This window comes from Nitrospirillum amazonense, assembly GCF_007828045.1.
Taxonomy (GTDB): domain Bacteria; phylum Pseudomonadota; class Alphaproteobacteria; order Azospirillales; family Azospirillaceae; genus Nitrospirillum; species Nitrospirillum amazonense_C.
On record NZ_VITN01000007.1, the window covers coordinates 171,818 to 192,745 of the forward strand.

The window sequence follows — 20,928 nt, forward strand, 5'->3', positions numbered from 1 at the left end:
GCGGGTTGCCGGCCGGTTGCGCACGCTGGGACAAGCCTATGAAATCATGGGGGCGGTTCGCATGCGGCCCTTCGGCCGCCGCACCGCACCCGGATGGACCCATGAAAACCAAGCCTGGCGACAGCGGCCAATCCCATAGTGGACAGCCCCCCGGTGCCAAGACCCGCCCCGTTGACGGGCCCGGCGCCACATCCCCAACCAAGCCCAAGGTCGCGGCGCGGTCCCGCAGCACCCCGCCGCGGATGAACGGTACCGCCCCCGTGCCCCCGGCCGCTTCCCTGCCGCCCCTGCCCCCCTTCCCCGTGGCGCCTGCGCGGACGCGCGCCCGCGGCGATGGCGGGCCCACCGTACCCTTGCGCCGCGGCGGGTCCGACAAGACGGACGCCCATGCGGCGGTGGCGGAGCTGCGTCAACAGATCGGGAACGGCGGCGACGCGGCCGGCATCCTGGTCTTCTTCTCCCCCGCCTATGACCGGGAGGAGATGCTGTCGGCACTGAAGAAGGCGTTCGGTTCCACGCCCGTCTTCGGCTGCACCACGGCGGGGGAGATCACGCCCTTCGGCTACATCAGCAACGGCCTCACCGGCATCAGCTTCCCGGCGGCGGACTTCATGGTCCATTCCGCCCTGTTCGAGGGGTTGAGCCAATTCCAGATCGCCAACACCATCGAGCGGACGCATCAACTGGTGTCCCAACGTCATGCCCAGGCCCAGGGGCGGCCCGGCTTCGGCCTGCTGCTGGTCGATGGCCTGTCGACGCGCGAGGAACAGCTGGTCAGCGCCATCGGCAACGCGCTGGCGGGCCTGCCGCTGATCGGCGGGTCGGCCGGCGACGGGCTGGATTTCAAATCCACCGTCGTCCTGCATGAGGGCCGCTGCGTCAGCGACGCCGCCATCCTGCTGCTGGTCACCACCCGCCGGCGCTTCTCCGTCTTCAAGACGGAGCATTTCGTGCCTACGGAACACAAGATGGTGGTGACCGGCGCCGACCTTGAGAGCCGCCGGGTGTTCGAGATCAACGCCGAGCCGGCGGCCCTGGAATATGCCCGCCTGGTGGGCCTGTCGAACGAGCCGCTGACGCCCAAGATTTTCGCCGCCCACCCCGTGGTGGTGCGGGTGGGCGGCCAGTACCACGTCCGCGCCATCCAGAAGGTGAACCCGGACAACAGCCTGACCTTCCACTGCGCCATCGACGAGGGGCTGGTGCTGACGGTGGCGCGCGGCATCGATATCGTGGAAAATCTCCATGAATTGTTCCGCCGGCTGGAACGGGAGATCGGCCCCTTGGACGCCATCATCGGGTTCGATTGCGTCTTGCGGAACCTGGAAACGGAACAGCGCAACCTGAAGGCCGCCGTGTCGGATCTGTTCGTCGCCCATCGCGTCACCGGCTTCTGCACCTATGGCGAGCAGTACATGTCCATGCACGTGAACCAGACCTTCACCGGCGTCGCCATCGGTGGGACATGATCATTCCCAAGCCCCTGCCCGCCAACCAGGATGCAGCGCCGGTGCCGGCCGACACGGACGCGGCGCGGCGCATCGCCGACCTGGAGCAGCAGGTGGCGAAGCTGACGCGCATCAACCAGTCGCTGATGGACCGGGTGGAGCGCCATGTGGACGGCCAGGGCTCAGCCTTTTCGCTGTTCCAGACCGCCATCAGCCTGGAGAATCAGGTACGGTCGCGCACCCGGTCGCTGGAAGAGGCGCTGGTTGACCTGGAGCAGTCCTATCAGGAAGCCGCCTTGGCGCGGGAGCAGGCGGAAACGGCCCGCCTGCGCCTGTTCACCGCCATCGAGGCGGTCAGCGGCGGCTTCGCCCTGTTTGACGCCGACGACCGGCTGGTGCTGTTCAACCAGGATTATCTCAGCTTCTGGCCCGGCATGGCGGGCGACGTCCACCCCGGCATGTCGTTCAGCGACATGGTGCATCTGGCGGTGCAGCGCAAAAGCGTGATGGACGCCTACCGCGACCCCGACGGCTGGGTCCGCCGCCGCCTGCGCCAGCATGCCGATTGCCAGGGCCCCACCGTCCACGCGCTGAGCGACGGCCGCTGGATGCAGATCAACGAGAAGCGCACCAATGACGGCGGCGTGGTCGCCATCTACACCGACATCACCGCCCTGAAACGGCGGGAGACGCAGCAGTGGAAGGCGGCGCTGGCGCAGAAGAGCACCCTGCTGCAGGCCACGCTGGACAACATCTTCCAGGGGGTAGCGGTGTACGACGCCCAACTGGCGCTGGTGGCCTGGAACAACGAGTTCGTGCGCCTGCTGGACCTGACGCCCCGCTGCGTGCGGCGCGGCGCCGTCTTCGCCGATTTCCAGCGCTTCAATGACGGCCTGCTGGCCCATGGCATCAGCGAGCCGCGTTTCCTGGACCCCCAGAACAACCCGCTGCCGCTGCGGCTGGAACAGACCTGGTTCAATGGCCGGGTGCTGGACATCGAGCGCAACCCCATGCCCGACGGCGGTTTCGTCCTGACCTTCACCGACATCACCGAGCGCAAGCGCAATGAAGAGGCGCTGCGCGACAGCGAGCGGCGCATCCGCCTGGTGACGGACGCCATGCCGGCGCTGATCGCCTATGCCGACGCGGACGAGCGTTACCAGTTCGTCAACGCCCCCTACCGGCAATGGCTGCGCCGGCCGGAAACGGCCATTCTGGGCCGGCGCATGCGCCACGTGCTGGCCCCCGCCTTCTACGAGCGCAGCCGCGCCTATATCCGCCGGGCCCTGGCCGGGCAGACCGTGTCGTTCGAGGTGGAGCTGACGCCCACCGGCGACCCCGACAATCTGGCGGAGCCGCGCTACGCCCATGTCACCTTCGTGCCCCATATCGGCCTACCCCATGCCGACCAGGATCGGGTGATCCTGGGCCTTTTCACCCTGATGCAGGACGTTACGGAGCGGCGCCGCGCCGACGCCGCCATCAAGGAGGCGAACGAGACACTGGAGCGGCGGGTGACCGAGCGCACCGCGGCGCTGACCGCCCTGAACGGCCAGTTGCAGCAGGAGATCGCGGAGCGGCGAGAGGTGGAGCGCGCCCTGCAATCCGCCAAGGTGGAGGCCGAGCAGGCCAACCTGTCCAAGACCAAGTTCCTGGCCGCCGCGAGCCATGACCTGCTGCAGCCCCTGAATTCCGCCCGGCTGTTCGTGTCGGCCCTGGCGGAGCTGGAACATACGCGCAAGAACCGGTCGCTGATCGACAACATCGACGTGTCGCTGGGGGCGGTGGAGGGCCTGCTGGATGCGCTGCTCGACATCTCGAAGCTGGACGCCGGCGCGGTCTCGCCGGAGATCGTGGACTTCCCCATCGGCAGCCTGCTGGGGCCGCTATCCACCGAGCACCAGGTTTTGGCGCAGGAACAAGGGCTGGCCCTGCGCTACGTGCCGTCGCGCGCCGTGGTACGCAGCGACATCCGCCTGCTGCGCAGCATCGTGCAGAATTTCCTGTCCAACGCCGTGCGCTATACCCAGCGGGGGGGCGTGCTGCTGGGCTGCCGCCGCCGGGGCGACACCTTGCGCATCGAGGTGTGGGACAGCGGTCCCGGCATACCGGCCGACCAGTTGGATGAGATCTTCAAGGAATTCCATCAGTTACATCGGGGGCCCATGCTGGGCAGCCCCACTGGGAATTCGACCAAGGGTGAGGGACGCACCCGCGCCACCGGCCGGGGCATGGGCCTGGGCCTGGCCATCGTGCGCCGCGTGGCCAAGGTGTTGGACGTGACGGTGGAAACCCGGTCCATGGTCGGCCGCGGCTCCATCTTCTCCGTCGCTGTGCCCTTGGGCGCCATGACGGCCTCGGCCGTCGCCCGCCGCGTGGCCGGTGACGGCAACGCCCGTCCCCTGGACGGAACCCTGGTCCTGGTCCTGGATGACGAGCCCAGCGCGCTGATGGGCATGCAGGCGCTGCTGTCCACCTGGGGCTGCGAGGCGGCGGTGGCGTCTACCGGAGAGGAAGCGCTGGAGGTGCTGGGCCGCCTGCCCCGCCCGCCCGACGCCCTTATCGCCGACTTCCACCTGGGGGATGGCCACACCGGCCCGGATGAGGTCACCCGCCTGCGCCAGGTCATTGCCGCCGGCACCGGCCTGGCCCCACCCGCCATCATCGTCACCGCCGACCACACGCCGGAGGTCGAGGCCCAAGTGAAGCAGCACCAGTACTGGATGCTGAAAAAGCCGCTGAATCCGGCGCAGCTGCGGGCGCTGCTGTCCAGCATGCTGGGGTAGGGCCGGGGTCCGGACCCTCCGCGCCCGGTTGACACGCCTTCGCAACCGGCGATATGCCTGGCCGGTCGCTTTCACGCCCGAACAAGGTCCGGCCGCGCATGCGTTCCCTTCTGGCCGGTCTTGGCCCCGCCGATGTCCGCACGACCCCCTTTCCCCATGTCGTGGCCGATCGGCCCATGGAAGACGGCCTTTACCAGGAGCTGAGCGCCAGCTTTCCCGGGTTTGCCCGCATGGGCTGGGACTGCGCCCCGGACCAGGTGCCCAATAACCGGCGCTTCGAGCTGTCGGCCGGGATGATCCTCCAATCACCGGATTTGCCGGCCTGCTGGAAGGACTTCGTCGCCTACCACGCCGGTCCGGCCTTCCTGACGGAGGTCGCGGCCCTGTTCGACAGCCACTGGGACCCGGCGATGCTGGCGGCCCTGGATGGGCGCCTGACGGGTCACAGCACCGGGTTGCGGCGCCTGACCTCGGCGGGGCCGTATCGCATCCACCAGGACGCGCGCCTGGAGATCAACACCCCCGTGCGCGACCGCGCCTCCTCCTCGCGCGGGCCGCATCTCGACACGCCCAACCGCCTTTTCTCCTGCCTGTTCTACATGCGGGCGGGCGATGACGACGCACGGGGCGGCGACCTGGTACTGTACCGCTGGCGCGACGGGCCGGCGGGGCGCATCGCGGACTATGCGCTGCCGGACACCGCGGTGGAGGCGGTGCTGACCGTGCCTTACGCCGCCAACCGCCTGGTGATCTTCCCCCAGAGCCTGAACGCCCTGCACGGCGTCAGCCCCCGCCAGCCGACGCCCCACACCCGCCGCTATGTCTTCGTTACCGCGGAGCTGACCGAGGACTGGCTGCACCAACCCTTGAGCGAGGGGGTGTGACATGCGCCTGCTGGTCCAAGGCATGCAGTCGAGCGGGGCCACCGCCTTCACCCGCGCCCTGGCGGAGCGGCCCGGCTGCATCGCCCTGGCGGACATCCCCAACAACTTCGCCGCCCCGCGCGTGACCACCACGGCCGACTTCGTGGCCAAGGTGGTGGTGACCACGGCCTATCCCCTGGCGACCCACGTGGAACGCTTCCGCCCCGACAAACTGGTGTTGTTCCTGCGCGACCCGCGTGACAACTACGCCAGCCTGTCGACCGCGAACTACCGCCACCATTCCGGCCTGATGGACGAGAAGTTCCTGATCCTGGACCAGGTGTTCGCCGAGCGGCACCGGCTGTTCGACGCCGTCATCCATTATGAGGATTTCGTGGCCCGCGACCCCTCGGTGTTCACGGCCCTGGCCGACCTGGGCTGGCCCCTGGACGAAGCGCACTACACCTTCCGCCGCGACTACAACGACCTGCTGCGGACGCTGTGGGATGCGGAACCGGTGCTGCGGGAAACCATGGACGTGGTCTTCGGCAACACCCGCGGCCCGGGCGTGACCGACCGCTGGCGCGACAAGCCGCGCGATCCGGCCGTCGATGCGCGGCTGGAGGTTCTGTGCCCCCGCCTGCTGCGGCATTACCGGGATCGGGCCATGGCCGGATGACGCGGCGACCAATGAAACCACCGACATTCCGCGTGCCGAACCGACCTTATGCCAAGTCGGTCAGCTTGAAATCTTCGCCTTTGTAGAGAAGGGCCGCACCCTGCGCCTTGGCGCAGGCATAGGCAAAGCAATCCCCCATATTCAACGCGGCGGGATGGCGCCCTTTTCCATATCGGGCATAAGCATCGTGTGCGAGTTGCCACTCCCGCTCGCCCAGGTCCACGAACCGGAAGCCCGCTTCTTTCAGAAATTCCTGTACCAGCTCGCGAGCCTCTGCTGGCAGCAGCTTGTATGATCGGCAAAGACCGGCCGCCGTTTCCCAAACGCCGAGCGCGGAACAGAGACGATCCGCGTGCGTTTCGAGGCGATCCGCCAAGTCGGTGGCATCCTCCTCCCCGACAATGAGGGCGATCAGGGCGGAGGCGTCCGCGAAAATCACTCAAAGGTCCCCGGAAAGATCATCAAAAAACGCCTTGTCGGCCGGCAGCCCGGTGGGGGCCGGCAGCGCATGCCGGGCGCGAAAGGCCGCCAGGCGGTCCCGCAAGGGTACGGCCTCCGCCAGACGCTTAAGTTCCGCACGCACCGCCAGCTTGACCGCATCCTGCTTGGAAATGCCCCGGATGGCTGCCAACTCCGCCACCAGTTCGGCTGTAACGTCGTCCTTGATGTAGAGGGGCATGCCGATACCTCCCCGAGCGGGTCATTGGATATCCAAGAAGATACCTCAGGATATCCGCATGTCCAAGGGCCACTGCCAGGGCAAATCCCATGGGCAACTGGATGCGGGCGCGGACGGCAGCGCCGGCGGACCGTGTTACATCCGGTAGCCGGGTGTGGGTGTCCACAGCTGGGTCAGCGGCCCGTTGGCGCCAGTGACGGGATCAAGGGGCGGGAACGGCAGACGGGCGATGCGCTCAAGCTCCGCCGGCGTCGCCGCCTCGCGCCGGATGTCCCAGTCCTGGCCCGGTGGATAGCCGCCCACCACCAGGAAATCGTCGCTGGCGGCCACGCGGCAATGGCCGGTGCCGGCGGGCAACACGGCGACATCGCCGGCGCGCACCGCCACCCGGCGGCCGTTGGGCCCGCCCAGCATGAGTTCCGCCTGCCCCTGGGCGAAGCCCAGCACCTCATGCGCGGACGAATGATAGTGGTGATAGTCGTAAATGCCGTCGCGCCAGCGCGCGGGCCAGCCGTTGCGCAGGAACAACGCCTCGAACACCGCAGCCGGGTCGCCATCCCCCAGAGGCACCATGCCCCGGTAGATCAAGACGTGCAGGCGGGCATTGTTGGGCACCCAACTGAGGCTGTGCAGGATGAAATTCTCCGGCCAGCGGCCGTGTTCCCCCGCCATGCCGCCGTAGGCATCGGCTTCGGCGTGCTGGTCGGCCATGGCGTATCTCCCCTGAAGGCGGAACGGTTCCACCCTCTGAAATCCGCCGGGCCCCCGCAGGTTCCGGAGCAGGTTCCGGGTCAGCCTTCCGCCACGTCGGCGAAACTGTCCAGGTGCAGGCGGCCGGCCATGACCACGGCCTGGGTCCGGCTGTAGACGCGCAGCTTGTGCAGGATGCTGGAGACGTGGGCCTTCACCGTGGTTTCAGCGATGTCCAGGTCATAGGCGATTTCCTTGTTCAGCTTACCCGTGCCCAGCAATTGCAGGACGCGGCGCTGCTGCGGCGTCAGCGTCAGGACCCGCTGCAGGAAATCATCGTCCGCCGCCTGGCCCTTGGGGTCGGGGGCCGGCTCGGCCAGCGACAGGTCGTCGGGACGATAGGTGCCGCCAGCGGCCACCAGCGACAGGGCGGCCACGATCTCTGCCCGGGGGGTGGACTTGGGAATGAAGCCCATGGCGCCCAAGGCCAGGGCCTCGCGTACCAGGCGCGGGTCCTCCAGGGCGGAGATCACCACGACGGGGGTGGCGGGGAACTGACTGCGGATGCGCACCAGCCCCTCAAACCCATCCACACCGGGCATGCGCAGATCCAGCAGCAGGAGATCGGCGGCGCCGATGGACTCCAGCAACTGCATCACGCCCGCCAGATGGGCGCACTCAAGGATTTCAGGCTGGTCAAACGCGGACTCCACGGCCAGGGCCAGGGCGCCCCGCACCATGGGATGATCGTCGGCAATGATTATTTGCGGCATGCGTCGCCTCGTTTGCGGGCGATTATGATTCGGCGTTTCCTCGACCTTGACGATAGTCGATATCGATCAACCAGGCTAGTGCCTGGGAGGGTTAGGCCGCGGCCCGGCGACGGAGCCTTCGCCGCCACTGGCCGCTTGAATATAACCCTCTGACATATAATCACTATGTGACCGGAAGAGCGAGTGCCGGCACCGCCCTCGGCGGGTGTGGCATGGGTGTCAAATTACCCTTGTACCAAAGTACAATTGGCACTCGGGACGGGCTTCTTGAAGATGGGCAGCAAGCCGAACGGTGGCCCATTCCCTTTGAAGTTCCAAAGGGAAGGCCGGAAGGAGCGGCGCCCCGGAGAGGAACGGCCCGACGGGAAAGCCCCGGCGGGCCAGCAAAGATGAAGAACTGGCAGAGTCGAAGTTCCCGCGTGATCATGGGCCTGCGGCGTCACCGGTTATTGGCATCCCGACAGCCCTTTTTTTGCCGACAGCCGCCTGGTTCCAAACGGTGTCTCTATTACCTTGCGACATCCGGCGCGAACGACATCGATCCCACGAAGGCCGGTACGCCGGTCCCCATGGGTGGCAGCGGTGGCCGGCAGGGGTGGAGACGGGATTGCCCGTGGCGGCCGGCGGCCCAGGACGGGATGGGAACAAGCGGGATGGAAACTGGTCCGAAGGGACCTATCCTTAACCTTCTCAAGGAGAGACCCCATGCGTTGGAAGAAGCCCACCGTCACCGAGATCGCGCTCGGCATGGAAATCAACTGCTACGCCTGCGCGGACGTCTGACGCCCCGCCATCATCGGCCGGCCCCAGGGGCCGGCTGGACGTACATCCGCCCGGTGTGCGTCCTTGTGCGTTTTGTCCCCAGTCTCCGGCCTGGATATTCGCCCGTGCCGGCGGGCTAGTGGCCTCTGATTAGCCTAATCGCGTCGCCCATCCGCCGGCCAGGCGGACACCAATCGGACCGGACCTACCGGCCAATCCCCAGGGAGGGAAATGAGATGAAACAGCGGAAGAAGGTGTTGTTGTCCTGGACCGCCCTCGTGGCGGTCAGCTTGCTGTCCAGCCATCCGTCGCTGGCCAACGACGAACTGTCGAAGGCCAGCAAGGACCCCAAGCAATGGGTCATGCAAGCCGGTGACTACGCCAATCAGCGCTACAGCTCCTTGAAGCAGATCACCACCGCCAACGTGAAGGAACTGCGCCCGGTGTGGACCTTCTCCACCGGCGTGCTGCGCGGCCATGAGGGCGGCCCGCTGGTGGTGGGCGATGTCATGTACGTCCACACCCCCTTCCCCAACGTGGTGTACGCGCTGGACCTGAACAATCAGGGCCGCATCCTGTGGAAGTATGAGCCCAAGCAGGATCCGACGGTCATCCCCGTCATGTGCTGCGACACCGTGAACCGCGGCGTGGCCTATGGTGATGGCAAGATCATCCTGAACCAGGCCGACGCCAACGTCGTGGCGCTGGACGCCAAGACCGGCAAGGAACTGTGGAAGGTCGCCAACGGCGACCCCAAGAAGGGCGAGACCATGACGGGCGCGCCCGTCATCGTGAAGGACAAGGTGCTGGTCGGCATCAGCGGCGGCGAATTCGGCGTGCAGGGCCGCATGACGGCCTACAACCTGAAGGACGGCTCCGTCGCGTGGAAGGCCTACTCCGTCGGCCCCGACGACCAGATCCTGGTCGATCCGCAGAAGACCACCAGCCTGGGCAAGCCCATCGGCGCCAACTCATCCCTGTCGACCTGGCAGGGCGACCAGTGGAAGACCGGCGGCGGCGCCACCTGGGGCTGGACCAGCTATGACCCGCAGCTGAACCTGATTTACTACGGCTCCGGCAACCCCTCGACCTGGAACCCCAAGCAGCGCCCCGGCGACAACAAATGGTCCATGACCATCTTCGCCCGCGACGCCGACACGGGCATGGCCAAGTGGGTCTACCAGATGACGCCCCATGACGAATGGGACTATGACGGCGTCAATGAGATGATCCTGGCCGACATCAAGGTGAAGGGCACGCCCGTCAAGGCGCTGGTCCACTTCGACCGCAACGGCTTCGCCTACACCATGAACCGCGAGACCGGCGAGTTGCTGGTGGCGGAGAAGTACGACCCGGCGGTCAACTGGGCCACGCATGTGGACATGAAGACCGGTCGCCCGGAAGTGGTGGCGCAGTACAGCACCGACCACAACGGCGAAGACCACAACACCAAGGGCGTGTGCCCGGCGGCCTTGGGCAGCAAGGACCAGCAGCCGGCCTCGTACTCGCCGGACACCGGCCTGTTCTACGTGCCGACCAACCACGTCTGCATGGACTATGAGCCGTTCAAGGTCTCCTACACCGCCGGTCAGCCCTATGTCGGCGCCACCCTGTCCATGTTCCCGCCCAAGGGCGAGAATCACCTGGGCAACTTCATCGCCTGGGACGCCAGCAGCGGCAAGATCGTCTGGTCCAACAAGGAAACCTTCTCCGTCTGGTCGGGCGCCCTGACCACGGCGGGCGGCGTCGCCTTCTACGGCACGCTGGAAGGCTACCTGAAGGCCGTCGACATGAAGACCGGCAAGGAGCTGTACAAGTTCAAGACGCCGTCGGGGATCATCGGCAACGTCACAACCTATGAGCATGGCGGCAAGCAGTACATCGCCGTGCTGTCCGGTGTCGGCGGCTGGGCCGGCATCGGCATGGCCGCCGGCTTGGGCGGCGACACGGACGGCCTGGGCGCCGTCGGCGCCTACAAGCAGTTGGCCAACTACACCCAGCTGGGCGGTGTGCTCACCGTCTTCGCCCTACCGTAACCCTCTCTCCTTCTCAGCCCCGCCTGGGGATCATTCCTCAGGCGGGGCTTCTTTGCCCCTTGAGCTAGAGCACACATGCCTGGACTCCCCACTTCGCGAAAAGAGGTCCGACTGATGCCGAAACGCTTGGCGCTGGCCGCTGCCGTCACCCTTCTGGCCCTGCCCCTCAGCGTCGCCGCCGGCGCCGCCGATGGCAGCGCGCCGACCGTCACCAAGGTGGCGGCCGAGGCCAAACCCTATAAGGTCGAAGGTGGCAAGGTCGATCCCGGCACCTACAACGGCTATCGCCGCTATGGCGAGTCCTGCATGCGGTGCCATGGTCCTGACGGGGCCGGCAGTTCCTACGCCCCGGACCTGACCGACAGCCTGAAGCACATGGACTACGACACCTTCGCCGAGACGGTGATCAACGGCCGCAAGAACGTGAACACCGCCAACAACAACGTCATGCCGTCCTTCGGCACGACGGAGGATGTGGCGAACTATCTGGACGACATCTACGGCTATCTGAAGGCCCGGTCCGACGGCGCCATCGGCCGCGGCCGGCCGCAGCGCATCGGGGACTGAGAACAACGGCGGCACCCTCATGAAAACGGCCTTCCGCCTGGCGCTGGCGGCGTTACTGCCGCTGGCCCTGCCCGCATCCCAAGCCCTGGCCCAAACGGCCGAGCTGGTGTCCCGCACCGAATTGCGCATCTGCGCCGACCCCAACGACATGCCCTATTCCAACCAGAAGGGCGAGGGGTTCGAGAACAAGATCGCCGCCATCATCGGCCAGGATCTGAAGCTGCCCGTCAGCTATGTCTGGTTCCCCCAAGTCATGGGCTTCGTGCGCAACACCCTGCGCGCCCGCCAGTGCGACCTGGTCATGGGCACGGTGGCCGGCGACCCGCTGATGGACAACACCAACGCCTATTACCACAGCGGCTACATGATCGTGACGCGGGCGGACGCCGGCATCACCGCCACCTCGGTGGGCGATCCCAGCCTGGCTGACAAGCGCTTCGGCCTGGTGGCGGCGACGCCGCCCACCGACCTGCTGCTGCGCCATAACCTGATGGCGCACACCACCTCCTACGCCCTGGCGGTGGACACGCGGTATGACTCGCCCTCGCGGGCCATGCTGCAGGACCTGGCCGACCGCAAGATCGATGTCGCCCTGCTGTGGGGTCCCATCGCCGGCTATTACATCAAGCAGGACAAGCTGCCGCTGAAGGCCGCCTTCCTGGACCCCGAGGGGGATGGTAACCGGCTGGATTTTCGCATCGCCATGGGCGTGCGCGCCAATGAACCGGAATGGCGCCGCTCGGTGGATCAGGCCCTGCAGCGCCATCGGGCGGAGGTCGACAAGCTGCTGGCGGACTATGGCATCCCCCTGCTGGATGAGCAGAACAAGCCCATCCCCGCGTCCTTGCCGGGGGCTGCCGGCGCCAAGCCATGAGGGCCCTGCCCACGGCCGCCCTGGCAAGCGTGATGGCCATCCTGCCCGCCATCGCCGTGCCGGCGCAGACGGCCCCGGCCGTGCCGGAGCCCCCGGGCTATCGCCTGGATGATTACCGGGCGCCGGTGCCGGCGACGGTGGCCGGCGGCCAGGTGCTGACCACCGCCGCGCTTCAGGAGTTGCTGACGCGGGAGGGGACCCGTGTGGTGCTGGTGGACGTGCTGCCCTCCCCCCGGCGGCCGGCCGGCATGGCGCCGGGATCACCCTGGATGCCCCTGCCCCATGAGGATCTACCCGGCAGCGTCTGGCTGCCTGACGTTGGGCGGGGGGCGCTGAGCCCTACCCTGGAAAACTGGTTTCAGCAACAACTTGCGACTTTAAGCGGGGGCGACAAGAACCGCCCGCTGGTGTTCTATTGTCTGCCCGAGTGCTGGATGAGCTGGAATGCGACCAAGCGCGCCGCCGGTTATGGTTACACCAACGTCGCCTGGTATCCGGACGGCGTTGACGGCTGGCGCGCCGCCGGGTTGCCCCTGGCCACCGCCACGGCGCTGACACCCCCCGGTTCGCCGGGGGCACCCTGAGTTCAAAAGTTCACGACGACCAGAGACCAGGTAAAGGAGAGCAGAAGGTGCGACGTATCGGATTTTGGGCGGCGGTTGCCGCCACGATCATCGCGGGTGGAACGGCCGGAACGGCCCTGGCGGACGGTGATCCCGCCGCCGGCCAAGTGGTGTTCAAGAAGTGCGCGGTCTGTCATTCCGTCGACGCCGGCGTGAACAAGGTGGGCCCCAGCCTGCACGGCATCATCGGCCGCAAGTCCGCCACCGCGCCGGGCTACGACTATTCCGCCGCCATGAAAGGCGCCAACAAGGAATGGACGGCCAAGGAACTGGACACCTACCTGACCGATCCGCGGGCCGTCGTGCCGGGCACCAAGATGGTGTTCGTCGGCCTGAAGGACCAGAAGGACCGCGACAACGTCATCGCCTATCTGACGACGCTGAAGTAAGCGGCCCTATCTAAAATCGCCCCCCAGACACCCCCGTCCGGAGCCGCCGGACGGGGGTGTTTTCGTTGGGCGTCACGGGCCTTTACGGCGCCATGTTAATGGGCCATTAATCCTTGTCCTGCATCATGCCATCGGCATTAGAGAGGGGCGGGCGCCCGTGAGCACCAGAGCAGGGACGACGGTTTCAGACACGATCATGTCGCGCGGCGCCGACGCGGCGCCGACGCCCCTGACCCGCGCCCGCGAAGGGCAAGGCGCCGTCGTGGACCAAGCCCGGCGAGCCCTTGGCCACACCGATTCCGCGATCACCCCCGTGGCGCAGTCCGGTCCGGCCTTCAACCTGGGCCTGAGCCGCAGGGCGTTCAAGGTGCTGTGGTCGCTGCTGGAGGCGGGGACCGTGGCGGCCCTGGGCGGCATTCTGCTTTCGCTGGCGGTGCACGCCGGACTGGTCGCGGCCGACGACCTGCGCATCGGCCTGTGTCTGGCCGCCGGCCCCGCGCACGTCCTCCTGGCCTGGATGCTGGGCCGCCATGCCCGGCCGCGCCACTCCGATGAACCGCCATGGTCCGTGGCTGTCCAGGTGATGGCGGCCTTGTTCGCCTGCCTGCTGGCGGTGGCGCTGGTCAACGGCGGTGGTGTCGCCACCATCGCCTGGATCGCCGTGTGGTTCGTGCTGGCCACCGGCGCCCTGGTCCCGGCCCATCGCCTGGAAAGCGCCCTCGTCCCGCTGGCCGTCGCCCGCCGCTGGCGGGTTCGCCACGCCGTCATCGTCGGCGCCGACCCCGCCGCCCTGCGCCGGGTGACGGACATGGCCGGCCGCATGGAGCAAGAGATCGAGTTGCTGGGCATGTTCGGCGACCGCCCGCCCGACGGCGGCGCCTCGCCCCGCCAGCCACCCTATCTGGGCGGCCTGGATTTCCTGTTCGACTTCCTAGCCCGCCATGGGGCCCGCCATGGGGCTCGTCATGGGGATGTGGGCGTGTTCATAGCCCTGCCGTGGACGGCCGGCGACCGCACCGCCGCCGTGCTGGAACGGCTGCGCACCGTATCCGCCACCGTCTGGCTGGTGCCCGACCCGGAGCTGTCGGCCCTGGCGCTGCCACAATCGGGGCGCAGTCAGGGCCGCGCGCCGGCGTCGGAATGCCAGGGCCGATGATACGCACCCCACACGTTCCGTTCAGCTGCGCCGCCTGCTAATCTCCGGCGTCATCTCCAGGCTCCTCCGACGGGTGGATATGCAGCTTCTGAGCACCCTGGCCACGATCGGCTTCGTCCTGCCCGTGTTCGCCGCCCTTATGGGCATGCTGCTGGCGCGCCGCGATTATAGCGTGGCGGCGGCCTGGGGTGGCGGCGTGGTGCTGTCGCTGCTGATCGCCCTGGCCATCCGCGGGATGCTGCGCACGGACCCGGACCTGCCCCACTTTCCCAGCGGGCACGTCACCCTGGCGGTGGCCTTCTATGGCGGATTGCTGGTCATCTATCTGCGCGGTGGTCACAGCCACGGCCGCATGGCCCTGCCGGTGATCCTGACGGCCCTGGCCAGCATCGCCCTGGTGGAGGGCTGGTCGCGCGTGCTGCTGACGGAACACACCTGGGTGGACGTCATCGGCGGTTTCCTTGTCGGATCCCTGGGCCTGCTGGCCACGGGCTGCCCCTGGGCGGTGCGCCGCATCCAGCGGGGCTCCCGCCTGTACCTGGCGGCGACCCTGGCCGTGGCCATCCCGCTGGCCTTCCTGAATGTCCGGTGGCTGGACAGCCTGATCCGGGCCTTCGTGGTGCTGTAGCCCCTCCCGCACCCTCTACCCGGAAAACCCCAAGGCGGTCCCGGTCGCCGGGCTGGCGCCGGCACCGGCGCGGCGCGGGGAGTGCCGCGCCATGCGTCGGTGACTGAACCGTCTCGAGCTTCAAATCTTCGACCCTTTCGACAAGACCCCAAGGGGCCCGCGGCGGCATTTTGCCCCCCGTGCCGGCCATCCCGTCCGGCAGCATTTTCGAAATCCCGCCAGCCTACGCGAGGAAAACATCATGTCCATCACGGCCACGCCCACCCCCGGCGCCAAGCTGCTGACCCCCACCGATCACACCCTGATCATGATCGATTTCCAGTCGCAGATGTCCTTCGCGACGCATTCGATCGACGCCATCACGCTGCGCAACAATGCCGCCCTGGTGGCCAACGCCGCCGCCGGCTTCAAGGTGTCGACCATCCTGACCACGGTGGCGAAAAACAGCTTCTCCGGCCCGATGTACGCCGAGATCACCGACGCCTTCCCCGGCCAGGACCTGCTGGACCGCACGTCCATGAACACCTGGGAAGACGCTGCGGTGATCAAGCAGATCAACGCCATCGGCAAGAAGCGCATCGTGCTGTCGGGCCTGTGGACCAGCGTCTGCATCGTCGGGCCGGCCCTGTCGGCCATTGACCAAGGCTTCGAGGTCTACGTCATCACCGACGCCTGCGGCGACGTCTCGACCGAGGCGCACGAGCGCGCGGTGGAGCGCATGATCCAGGCCGGCGCCCGTCCCGTCACCGCCCTGCAGTACCTGCTGGAGCTGCAGCGCGACTGGGCCCGCACCGAGACCTATGACATGACCACCGGCATCGCCAAAAAGTGGGGCGGCGCCTACGGCCTGGGTATCACCTACGCCAAGACCATGTTCAACGCCCACGAGGGCTGAGCCGTCAGCGCGGCCGGGTATGCGCCCGGCCGCGTCCTTCTTCCGGCGGCAGGGAGGTCGCCCTCTTATGAAAATCTACCTCATGTCGCTGGGCGCCGGATTGCTGGTGGGCGTCATCTACGCCCTGATCAACGTCCGGTCGCCCGCCCCGCCCGTGGTGGCCCTGGTCGGCCTGCTGGGCATCCTGGTGGGCGAGCAGATCCCGCCCTTGCTGAAGACCCTGTGGGCCAAGGAGCCGGCGGCCCTGTCCTGGGTGCAGGAACAGGTGCGCCCGCACATGTTCGGCCACCTGCCGCAGGGGGCCCCCAAGGCCGCCGCCGCGGATGACACCACCCCCAATACCGCCAAAGGGACCTGAGAAATGACGACCGCTGCCGATGTCCAGACGGCCGACCTGATCCTGCATCACGGCCTGTTCACCACGCTGGACCGCGCCAACCCCACCGCCACCGCCGTGGCCGTGAAGGATGGCCGTTTCCTGAAGGTGGGTGGGGAACATGAGGTGATGGCCCATGCCGGCCCGGCCACCAAGGTGATCGACCTGAAAGGCCGCCGCGTCCTGCCCGGCCTGATCGACAACCACCTGCACATCATCCGCGGCGGCCTGAACTTCAACATGGAACTGCGCTGGGACGGCGTGCGGTCGCTGGCCGACGCCATGGCCATGCTGAAGCGCCAGGTGGCCATCACCCCCGCCCCGCAGTGGGTGCGCGTGGTCGGCGGCTTCACCGAGCACCAGTTCGTGGAAAGGCGCCTGCCCACCATCGAGGAACTGAACGCCGTGGCGCCCGACACGCCGGTGTTCATCCTGCACCTGTATGACCGCGCGCTGCTGAACGGCGCCGCCCTGCGCGCCGTGGGCTACACCAGGGACACGCCGGAACCGCCGGGCGGCCAGATCCTGCGCGACGTCAAGGGCAACCCTACCGGCCTGCTGCTGGCCAAGCCCAACGCCGCCATCCTCTACGCCACCCTGGCCAAGGGGCCCAAGCTGCCCTTCGACTACCAGGTGAACTCCACCCGCCATTTCATGCGCGAGCTGAACCGGCTGGGCGTCACCGGCGCCATCGACGCCGGCGGCGGTTTCCAGAACTACCCGGGTGACTATGAGGTCATCCAAAAGCTGGCGGACGAGGACCAGCTGACCATCCGCCTGGCCTACAACCTGTTCACGCAGAAGCCCAAGGGCGAGAAGGACGACTTCCTGAACTGGACGCGGACCTCGACCTACAAGCAGGGCACCGACTATTTCCGCCACAACGGCGCCGGCGAGATGCTGGTGTTCTCCGCCGCGGACTTCGAGGACTTCCGCCAGCCCCGCCCCGACATGGCACCGGAGATGGAAGGCGACCTGGAGGAGGTGGTGCGCATCCTGGCGCAGAACCGCTGGCCCTGGCGCATGCACGCGACTTACGACGAGACCATCAGCCGCGCCCTGGACGTGTTCGAGAAGGTGAACCAGGACGTGCCGCTGGAGGGCCTGAACTGGTTCTTCGATCACGCCGAGACCATCTCCGACGAATCCATCGACCGCATCGCGGCCCTGGGCGGCGGCATCGCCGTGCAGCACCGCATGGCCTACCAGGGCGAATATTTCGTGGAGCGCTACGGCCTGGGGGCCGCCGCGGCCACGCCGCCGGTGGCGCGTATCCTGGAAAAGGGCGTCAAGGTGTCCGCCGGCACCGACGCCACGCGCGTCGCCAGCTACAACCCCTGGGTCTCGCTGGCCTGGCTGATCACCGGCAAGACGGTGGGCGGCCTGCACCTCTACCCCCGCGCCAACTGCCTGGACCGCGAGACGGCCCTGCGCATGTGGACGGAGAACACCACCTGGTTCTCCAACGAGGAGGGCAAGAAAGGCCGCATCCAGGAAGGCCAGCTGGCCGACCTGATCGTGCCCGATCGCGACTTCTTCGCCTGTGCCGAGGATGAGATCGCCGACACCACCGCCCTGCTGACCGTGGTGGGAGGCAAGGTGGTCTACGGCGCCGGTGACTTCGCCGGCCATGACGCCACCCCCATCCCGCCGGCCATGCCCGACTGGTCGCCGGTGCGGACCTTCGGCGGCTATGGCGCCTGGAACCTGCTGGAACCGACGAACACGAAGCTGCAGCGCCAGGCGGCGCAAAGCTGTGGCTGCGACAGCGCCTGCGGCGTGCATGGCCACAGCCACGCCACCGCCTGGTCGGCCAAGCTGCCCATCCGCGACCTGAAGTCCTTCTGGGGCGCCTTGGGCTGCGCCTGCTGGGCCGTCTGATCATGGGGACGGCTACATTGGTCCAGCCCGCCGCCCGTCTGCTGACGCCCCCCATCGTCCGGTGGGTGGCGCTGCTGGGCCTCTGCGCCGCCTACCTCCAGGGCGGGATCAACAAGGCCCTGGATTTCAACGGCGCCGTGGCGGAGTTGGCGCACTTCGGCATGCCGGCCTACCCCGCCCTGGCGGCGGCGGTCATCGCCCTGGAACTGGGCGCGTCGCTGATGATCCTCAGCGGGCGCCTGCGCTGGATGGGCGCCCTGGCCCTGGCCGGCTTCACCCTGTTCGCCACCGTCGTGGCCAATCGCTACTGGGAGATGGCGGGGCAGGAGCGTTTCATGACCGCCAACGCCTTTTACGAACATCTGGGACTGGTCGGCGGCTTCGTTCTCGTGGCCTGGCATGACCTGAAATCCCACACCCCTTCCTCGTCCGCATCCTGATGGGAGCCTTTCCGATGCGTATCCGTTCTTATGCCGCCGCCCTGCTGATGGGCGCCTGCCTGGCCCTGCCCTTGGCGGCGCAGGCGGCCAGCTCCGCCAGCCCGGCCGTCGCCGTGGCGCCGCAGTACGACACCACCCACGTCTATGTGGCGGTGGAGGATGTCGACAAGTTCGTCGCCAGCTTCCTCGCCACCTTCGGCGGGCAGAGCACCAAGCAGGTGGTGGCCACCGTCACGCCGACGCCCAGCAGCACCACGTCGCAGCTGCTGCAGACGCCGGTGGGCACCGTCTCCCTGTTCGGCTTCAAGACCCCCATCCCCTACCCCTTCGGCGCGGAGCGCACGGGCTATCTGGTGACCGACATGGACGTGGCGACCAAGGCCGCCGTCGCCGCCGGCGCCGACGTGCTGGTGGAACCCTTCCCCGACCCCATCGGCCGCGACACCGTCATCCAGTGGCCGGGTGGCGTGAACATGCAGCTGTACTGGCACACCACCACGCCCAACTACGCCGCCTTCCAGACGGTGCCGGAGAACCGCGTCTACGTCTCCGCCCACAAGGTGACGGAGTTCGTGAAGGACTTCGTGGCTTTCAGCCATGGCAAGGTGGTATCGGACGACGCCAAGGCCCCGGGCGTGGAGATCGGCCGGCCCAACGACACCTATCGCCGCGTCCGTATCGAGAGCGCCTTCGGCAAGATGACCGTGCTGGTCACCGACGGCCACCTGCCCTGGCCCTACGGCCGGGAGATGACCGGATATGAGGTGCCGAACCTGGATGAGACCCTGGCCAAGGCCAAGGCCGCCGGCGTGACCGTGGTGGTGGAGCCCTACACCGCCGACCACCGCAAGGCCGTGGTGGTGCAGTTCCCCGGCGGCTACGTCGCCGAAATCCACAGCGCGTCCTAAGTCCCGTCATGACCCGCCGACGGCACCCGTCATCGCGCCTGTGCCGTCGGCACGTGATGGCATCCACCCTCACCGTGGCCCTGGCCTGCGCGGCATCCGCCAGCGCCGGGGCGCAGGAGGATGACACAATAGAAACGCCCGCGGCCCCGGCCGCGACCCGGCCGGCCATCAAGTCCAACCGGTGGCAGGAGGATTGGTCGGCCCTGGCCAACCCCGCCCTGCGCACCGGGCCGCTGGACGGGCTGAAGTACATCCCGCTGGATGCCACGAACTCTCAGACATACCTGTCGCTGGGCCTGACCCTGCGCGAGCGGTTCGAGGATAATGAGGCGCCGCTGTTCGGCATCGGGGGTCGCAAGGGCGACAGCTATGTCATCCAGCGCCTGCAAACCCATATGGACCTGCGCATCGACAGTCATTGGCAGTTGTTCGGCCAGTTCGAGGATGCGCGCGCCTTCGACAAGACCACGCTGACGCCAGCCGACCAGAACCAGGCCGATCTGCGCCAGGCCTTCGTCGCCTACAGCGGCGACCTTACCGACGACATCACCCTGAAGGTGCGCGCCGGCCGGCAGGAGATGGGCTTCGACCGCCAGCGCTTCGTCTCCACCCGCGACGGACCCAACGTGCGCCAGGCCTTCGACGCCGTGTGGGTCAACGTGGAGACCGCCCCCTGGCGCATCATCAGTTTCTGGAGCCACCCGGTGCAGTACCGCACGGGGGAGCCGTTCGACGACTATTCCAACACCCACCTGCAATATGGCGGCATCCGTGTGGAGCATGCCGGTGTGGGTCCCGGGGAATTGTCCGCCTACTATTCCCGCTACCAGAACGACACCGCCAAATACCTGGACGCCAGCGGGCTGGAGCGGCGCGACATCTTCGACCTGCGCTATGCCGGCGCGGCGGCGGGCTTCGATTGGGACGTGGAGGGCATGGCCCAATGGGGATCGGTGGGCCCCAAGGCGGTGGGGTCCTGGGCGGTCGGCGCCCTGACCGGCTACACCTTGACCGACATCGCCTGGACGCCGCGCCTGGGCCTGCAGGCGGACGCCGCCTCGGGCGACGACCGGCTGGGGGACGGGCGGCTGGGCACCTTCAACCCGCTGTTCCCCAACGGCTATTATTTCGCGCTGGCGGGCTACACCGGCTATGCCAACCTGATCCACCTGAAGCCGTCGCTGACGGTGAAGCCGATACCGAAGCTGAGCCTGATGACGGCGGCCGGCCTGTTGTGGCGGCAGACGACGGCGGACGCCGTCTATGTCCAGCCCAGCAACGCCGTGCCCGGCACCGCCGGCAAGGGCACCCCCTGGACGGGTGTCTACGGCCAGCTGCGCGCGGACTATGCCGTGACCGCCAACCTGACCACGGCGGTGGAGGCGGTGCACTACGCCATCGGCGACACCTTGCGCCGCGCCGGCGGGCATGACAGCGATTATCTGGGCATTGAAGTCAAACTGGGATGGTAAGGC

Annotated in this window: 22 protein-coding genes; 18 read left to right on the forward strand and 4 right to left on the reverse strand. The window is 67.6% G+C overall.

The window, feature by feature from the left end:
* Positions 1 to 101: 101 nt before the first annotated feature.
* From nosP to FBZ89_RS13735, 4 genes are all read left to right on the forward strand, one after another.
* Positions 102 to 1,469 carry a nitric oxide-sensing protein NosP gene (nosP, locus tag FBZ89_RS13720; protein ID WP_246172186.1) on the forward strand — a complete coding sequence of 456 codons (1,368 nt, stop codon included), beginning with the start codon at positions 102 to 104 and terminating at the stop codon, positions 1,467 to 1,469.
* A complete protein-coding gene (locus FBZ89_RS13725) occupies positions 1,466 to 4,234 on the forward strand; it encodes a hybrid sensor histidine kinase/response regulator (RefSeq protein WP_145750530.1) in 2,769 nt (922 codons plus the stop codon). The genes nosP and FBZ89_RS13725 overlap by 4 nt, the downstream gene beginning before the upstream one ends.
* Positions 4,235 to 4,332: 98 nt before the next feature.
* Positions 4,333 to 5,118 (forward strand): 2OG-Fe(II) oxygenase, encoded by a 786-nt coding sequence (locus FBZ89_RS13730; RefSeq protein ID WP_186457349.1) that lies wholly within the window; start codon positions 4,333 to 4,335, stop codon positions 5,116 to 5,118.
* A gap of 1 nt (position 5,119) precedes the next feature.
* Positions 5,120 to 5,776, forward strand: coding sequence for a hypothetical protein (locus tag FBZ89_RS13735; RefSeq protein ID WP_145750532.1), 657 nt, complete (start codon positions 5,120 to 5,122; stop codon positions 5,774 to 5,776).
* Between the two features lie 46 nt (positions 5,777 to 5,822).
* Here FBZ89_RS13735 and FBZ89_RS13740 read toward each other — a convergent pair whose 3' ends face one another.
* From FBZ89_RS13740 to FBZ89_RS13755, 4 genes are all read right to left on the reverse strand, one after another.
* Positions 5,823 to 6,215, reverse strand: coding sequence for a type II toxin-antitoxin system VapC family toxin (locus FBZ89_RS13740; RefSeq protein ID WP_186457350.1), 393 nt, complete (start codon positions 6,213 to 6,215; stop codon positions 5,823 to 5,825).
* Positions 6,216 to 6,455: a type II toxin-antitoxin system VapB family antitoxin gene (locus tag FBZ89_RS13745; protein ID WP_145750533.1), complete on the reverse strand. Its 240-nt coding sequence runs from the start codon at positions 6,453 to 6,455 to the stop codon at positions 6,216 to 6,218.
* Positions 6,456 to 6,590: 135 nt separating this feature from the next.
* Positions 6,591 to 7,166 (reverse strand): cupin domain-containing protein, encoded by a 576-nt coding sequence (locus FBZ89_RS13750; RefSeq protein WP_145750534.1) that lies wholly within the window; start codon positions 7,164 to 7,166, stop codon positions 6,591 to 6,593.
* A gap of 80 nt (positions 7,167 to 7,246) precedes the next feature.
* On the reverse strand, positions 7,247 to 7,918 hold the full coding sequence (locus FBZ89_RS13755) for a response regulator transcription factor (RefSeq protein ID WP_145750535.1): 672 nt from the start codon (positions 7,916 to 7,918) through the stop codon (positions 7,247 to 7,249).
* 705 nt (positions 7,919 to 8,623) lie between these two features.
* On the opposite strand from FBZ89_RS13755, the gene pqqA reads away from it, so the two are divergent.
* From pqqA to FBZ89_RS13825, 14 genes are all read left to right on the forward strand, one after another.
* Positions 8,624 to 8,701 (forward strand): pyrroloquinoline quinone precursor peptide PqqA, encoded by a 78-nt coding sequence (gene pqqA / locus FBZ89_RS32045; protein WP_145750621.1) that lies wholly within the window; start codon positions 8,624 to 8,626, stop codon positions 8,699 to 8,701.
* Positions 8,702 to 8,916: 215 nt separating this feature from the next.
* A complete protein-coding gene (xoxF5, locus tag FBZ89_RS13765) occupies positions 8,917 to 10,716 on the forward strand; it encodes a lanthanide-dependent methanol dehydrogenase XoxF5 (RefSeq protein ID WP_145750536.1) in 1,800 nt (599 codons plus the stop codon).
* Between the two features lie 114 nt (positions 10,717 to 10,830).
* A complete protein-coding gene (locus FBZ89_RS13770) occupies positions 10,831 to 11,283 on the forward strand; it encodes a c-type cytochrome (protein ID WP_145750537.1) in 453 nt (150 codons plus the stop codon).
* A 19-nt stretch (positions 11,284 to 11,302) separates the two neighbouring features.
* Entirely contained in the window at positions 11,303 to 12,157 is an 855-nt protein-coding gene (locus tag FBZ89_RS13775) for a substrate-binding domain-containing protein (protein ID WP_145750538.1), read from the forward strand.
* The gene (locus tag FBZ89_RS13780) at positions 12,154 to 12,741 is read left to right on the forward strand and encodes a PQQ-dependent catabolism-associated CXXCW motif protein (protein ID WP_145750539.1); all 588 of its coding nucleotides are present in this window, start codon (positions 12,154 to 12,156) and stop codon (positions 12,739 to 12,741) included. The genes FBZ89_RS13775 and FBZ89_RS13780 overlap by 4 nt, the downstream gene beginning before the upstream one ends.
* 47 nt (positions 12,742 to 12,788) lie before the next feature.
* Positions 12,789 to 13,169, forward strand: coding sequence for a c-type cytochrome (locus FBZ89_RS13785; protein ID WP_246172187.1), 381 nt, complete (start codon positions 12,789 to 12,791; stop codon positions 13,167 to 13,169).
* A 157-nt stretch (positions 13,170 to 13,326) separates the two neighbouring features.
* Positions 13,327 to 14,325: a nucleoside-diphosphate sugar epimerase/dehydratase gene (locus tag FBZ89_RS13790; protein ID WP_145750541.1), complete on the forward strand. Its 999-nt coding sequence runs from the start codon at positions 13,327 to 13,329 to the stop codon at positions 14,323 to 14,325.
* Positions 14,326 to 14,404: 79 nt separating this feature from the next.
* On the forward strand, positions 14,405 to 14,953 hold the full coding sequence (locus tag FBZ89_RS13795; RefSeq protein WP_186457351.1) for a phosphatase PAP2 family protein: 549 nt from the start codon (positions 14,405 to 14,407) through the stop codon (positions 14,951 to 14,953).
* A 241-nt stretch (positions 14,954 to 15,194) separates the two neighbouring features.
* Positions 15,195 to 15,848: a hydrolase gene (locus FBZ89_RS13800; RefSeq protein WP_145750543.1), complete on the forward strand. Its 654-nt coding sequence runs from the start codon at positions 15,195 to 15,197 to the stop codon at positions 15,846 to 15,848.
* A gap of 67 nt (positions 15,849 to 15,915) precedes the next feature.
* On the forward strand, positions 15,916 to 16,206 hold the full coding sequence (locus FBZ89_RS13805; protein ID WP_145750544.1) for a XapX domain-containing protein: 291 nt from the start codon (positions 15,916 to 15,918) through the stop codon (positions 16,204 to 16,206).
* 3 nt (positions 16,207 to 16,209) lie between these two features.
* Positions 16,210 to 18,105, forward strand: a complete 1,896-nt coding sequence (locus FBZ89_RS13810; RefSeq protein ID WP_145750545.1) for an amidohydrolase — start codon at positions 16,210 to 16,212, stop codon at positions 18,103 to 18,105.
* A 17-nt stretch (positions 18,106 to 18,122) separates the two neighbouring features.
* Positions 18,123 to 18,545, forward strand: a complete 423-nt coding sequence (locus FBZ89_RS13815) for a DoxX family protein (RefSeq protein WP_246172188.1) — start codon at positions 18,123 to 18,125, stop codon at positions 18,543 to 18,545.
* A gap of 14 nt (positions 18,546 to 18,559) precedes the next feature.
* Positions 18,560 to 19,453 (forward strand): VOC family protein, encoded by an 894-nt coding sequence (locus FBZ89_RS13820; protein ID WP_145750547.1) that lies wholly within the window; start codon positions 18,560 to 18,562, stop codon positions 19,451 to 19,453.
* Positions 19,454 to 19,509: 56 nt separating this feature from the next.
* Positions 19,510 to 20,925, forward strand: a complete 1,416-nt coding sequence (locus tag FBZ89_RS13825; protein WP_246172189.1) for an alginate export family protein — start codon at positions 19,510 to 19,512, stop codon at positions 20,923 to 20,925.
* Positions 20,926 to 20,928 lie beyond the last annotated feature (3 nt).

Excerpts from the sequence above, each read along its gene's own strand:
- FBZ89_RS13795 (WP_186457351.1), top strand. The coding sequence starts at position 14,405 with ATGCAGCTTCTGAGCACCCTGGCCACGATCGGCTTCGTCCTGCCCGTG.
- FBZ89_RS13725 (WP_145750530.1), top strand. The coding sequence starts at position 1,466 with ATGATCATTCCCAAGCCCCTGCCCGCCAACCAGGATGCAGCGCCGGTG.
- FBZ89_RS13750 (WP_145750534.1), bottom strand. The coding sequence starts at position 7,166 with ATGGCCGACCAGCACGCCGAAGCCGATGCCTACGGCGGCATGGCGGGG.
- nosP (WP_246172186.1), top strand. The coding sequence starts at position 102 with ATGAAAACCAAGCCTGGCGACAGCGGCCAATCCCATAGTGGACAGCCC.
- FBZ89_RS13775 (WP_145750538.1), top strand. The coding sequence starts at position 11,303 with ATGAAAACGGCCTTCCGCCTGGCGCTGGCGGCGTTACTGCCGCTGGCC.
- FBZ89_RS13810 (WP_145750545.1), top strand. The coding sequence starts at position 16,210 with ATGACGACCGCTGCCGATGTCCAGACGGCCGACCTGATCCTGCATCAC.
- FBZ89_RS13745 (WP_145750533.1), bottom strand. The coding sequence starts at position 6,455 with ATGCCCCTCTACATCAAGGACGACGTTACAGCCGAACTGGTGGCGGAG.
- FBZ89_RS13825 (WP_246172189.1), top strand. The coding sequence starts at position 19,510 with ATGGCATCCACCCTCACCGTGGCCCTGGCCTGCGCGGCATCCGCCAGC.
- xoxF5 (WP_145750536.1), top strand. The coding sequence starts at position 8,917 with ATGAAACAGCGGAAGAAGGTGTTGTTGTCCTGGACCGCCCTCGTGGCG.
- FBZ89_RS13805 (WP_145750544.1), top strand. The coding sequence starts at position 15,916 with ATGAAAATCTACCTCATGTCGCTGGGCGCCGGATTGCTGGTGGGCGTC.
- FBZ89_RS13770 (WP_145750537.1), top strand. The coding sequence starts at position 10,831 with ATGCCGAAACGCTTGGCGCTGGCCGCTGCCGTCACCCTTCTGGCCCTG.
- FBZ89_RS13800 (WP_145750543.1), top strand. The coding sequence starts at position 15,195 with ATGTCCATCACGGCCACGCCCACCCCCGGCGCCAAGCTGCTGACCCCC.
- FBZ89_RS13820 (WP_145750547.1), top strand. The coding sequence starts at position 18,560 with ATGCGTATCCGTTCTTATGCCGCCGCCCTGCTGATGGGCGCCTGCCTG.
- FBZ89_RS13780 (WP_145750539.1), top strand. The coding sequence starts at position 12,154 with ATGAGGGCCCTGCCCACGGCCGCCCTGGCAAGCGTGATGGCCATCCTG.
- FBZ89_RS13735 (WP_145750532.1), top strand. The coding sequence starts at position 5,120 with ATGCGCCTGCTGGTCCAAGGCATGCAGTCGAGCGGGGCCACCGCCTTC.
- FBZ89_RS13755 (WP_145750535.1), bottom strand. The coding sequence starts at position 7,918 with ATGCCGCAAATAATCATTGCCGACGATCATCCCATGGTGCGGGGCGCC.
- pqqA (WP_145750621.1), top strand. The coding sequence starts at position 8,624 with ATGCGTTGGAAGAAGCCCACCGTCACCGAGATCGCGCTCGGCATGGAA.
- FBZ89_RS13730 (WP_186457349.1), top strand. The coding sequence starts at position 4,333 with ATGCGTTCCCTTCTGGCCGGTCTTGGCCCCGCCGATGTCCGCACGACC.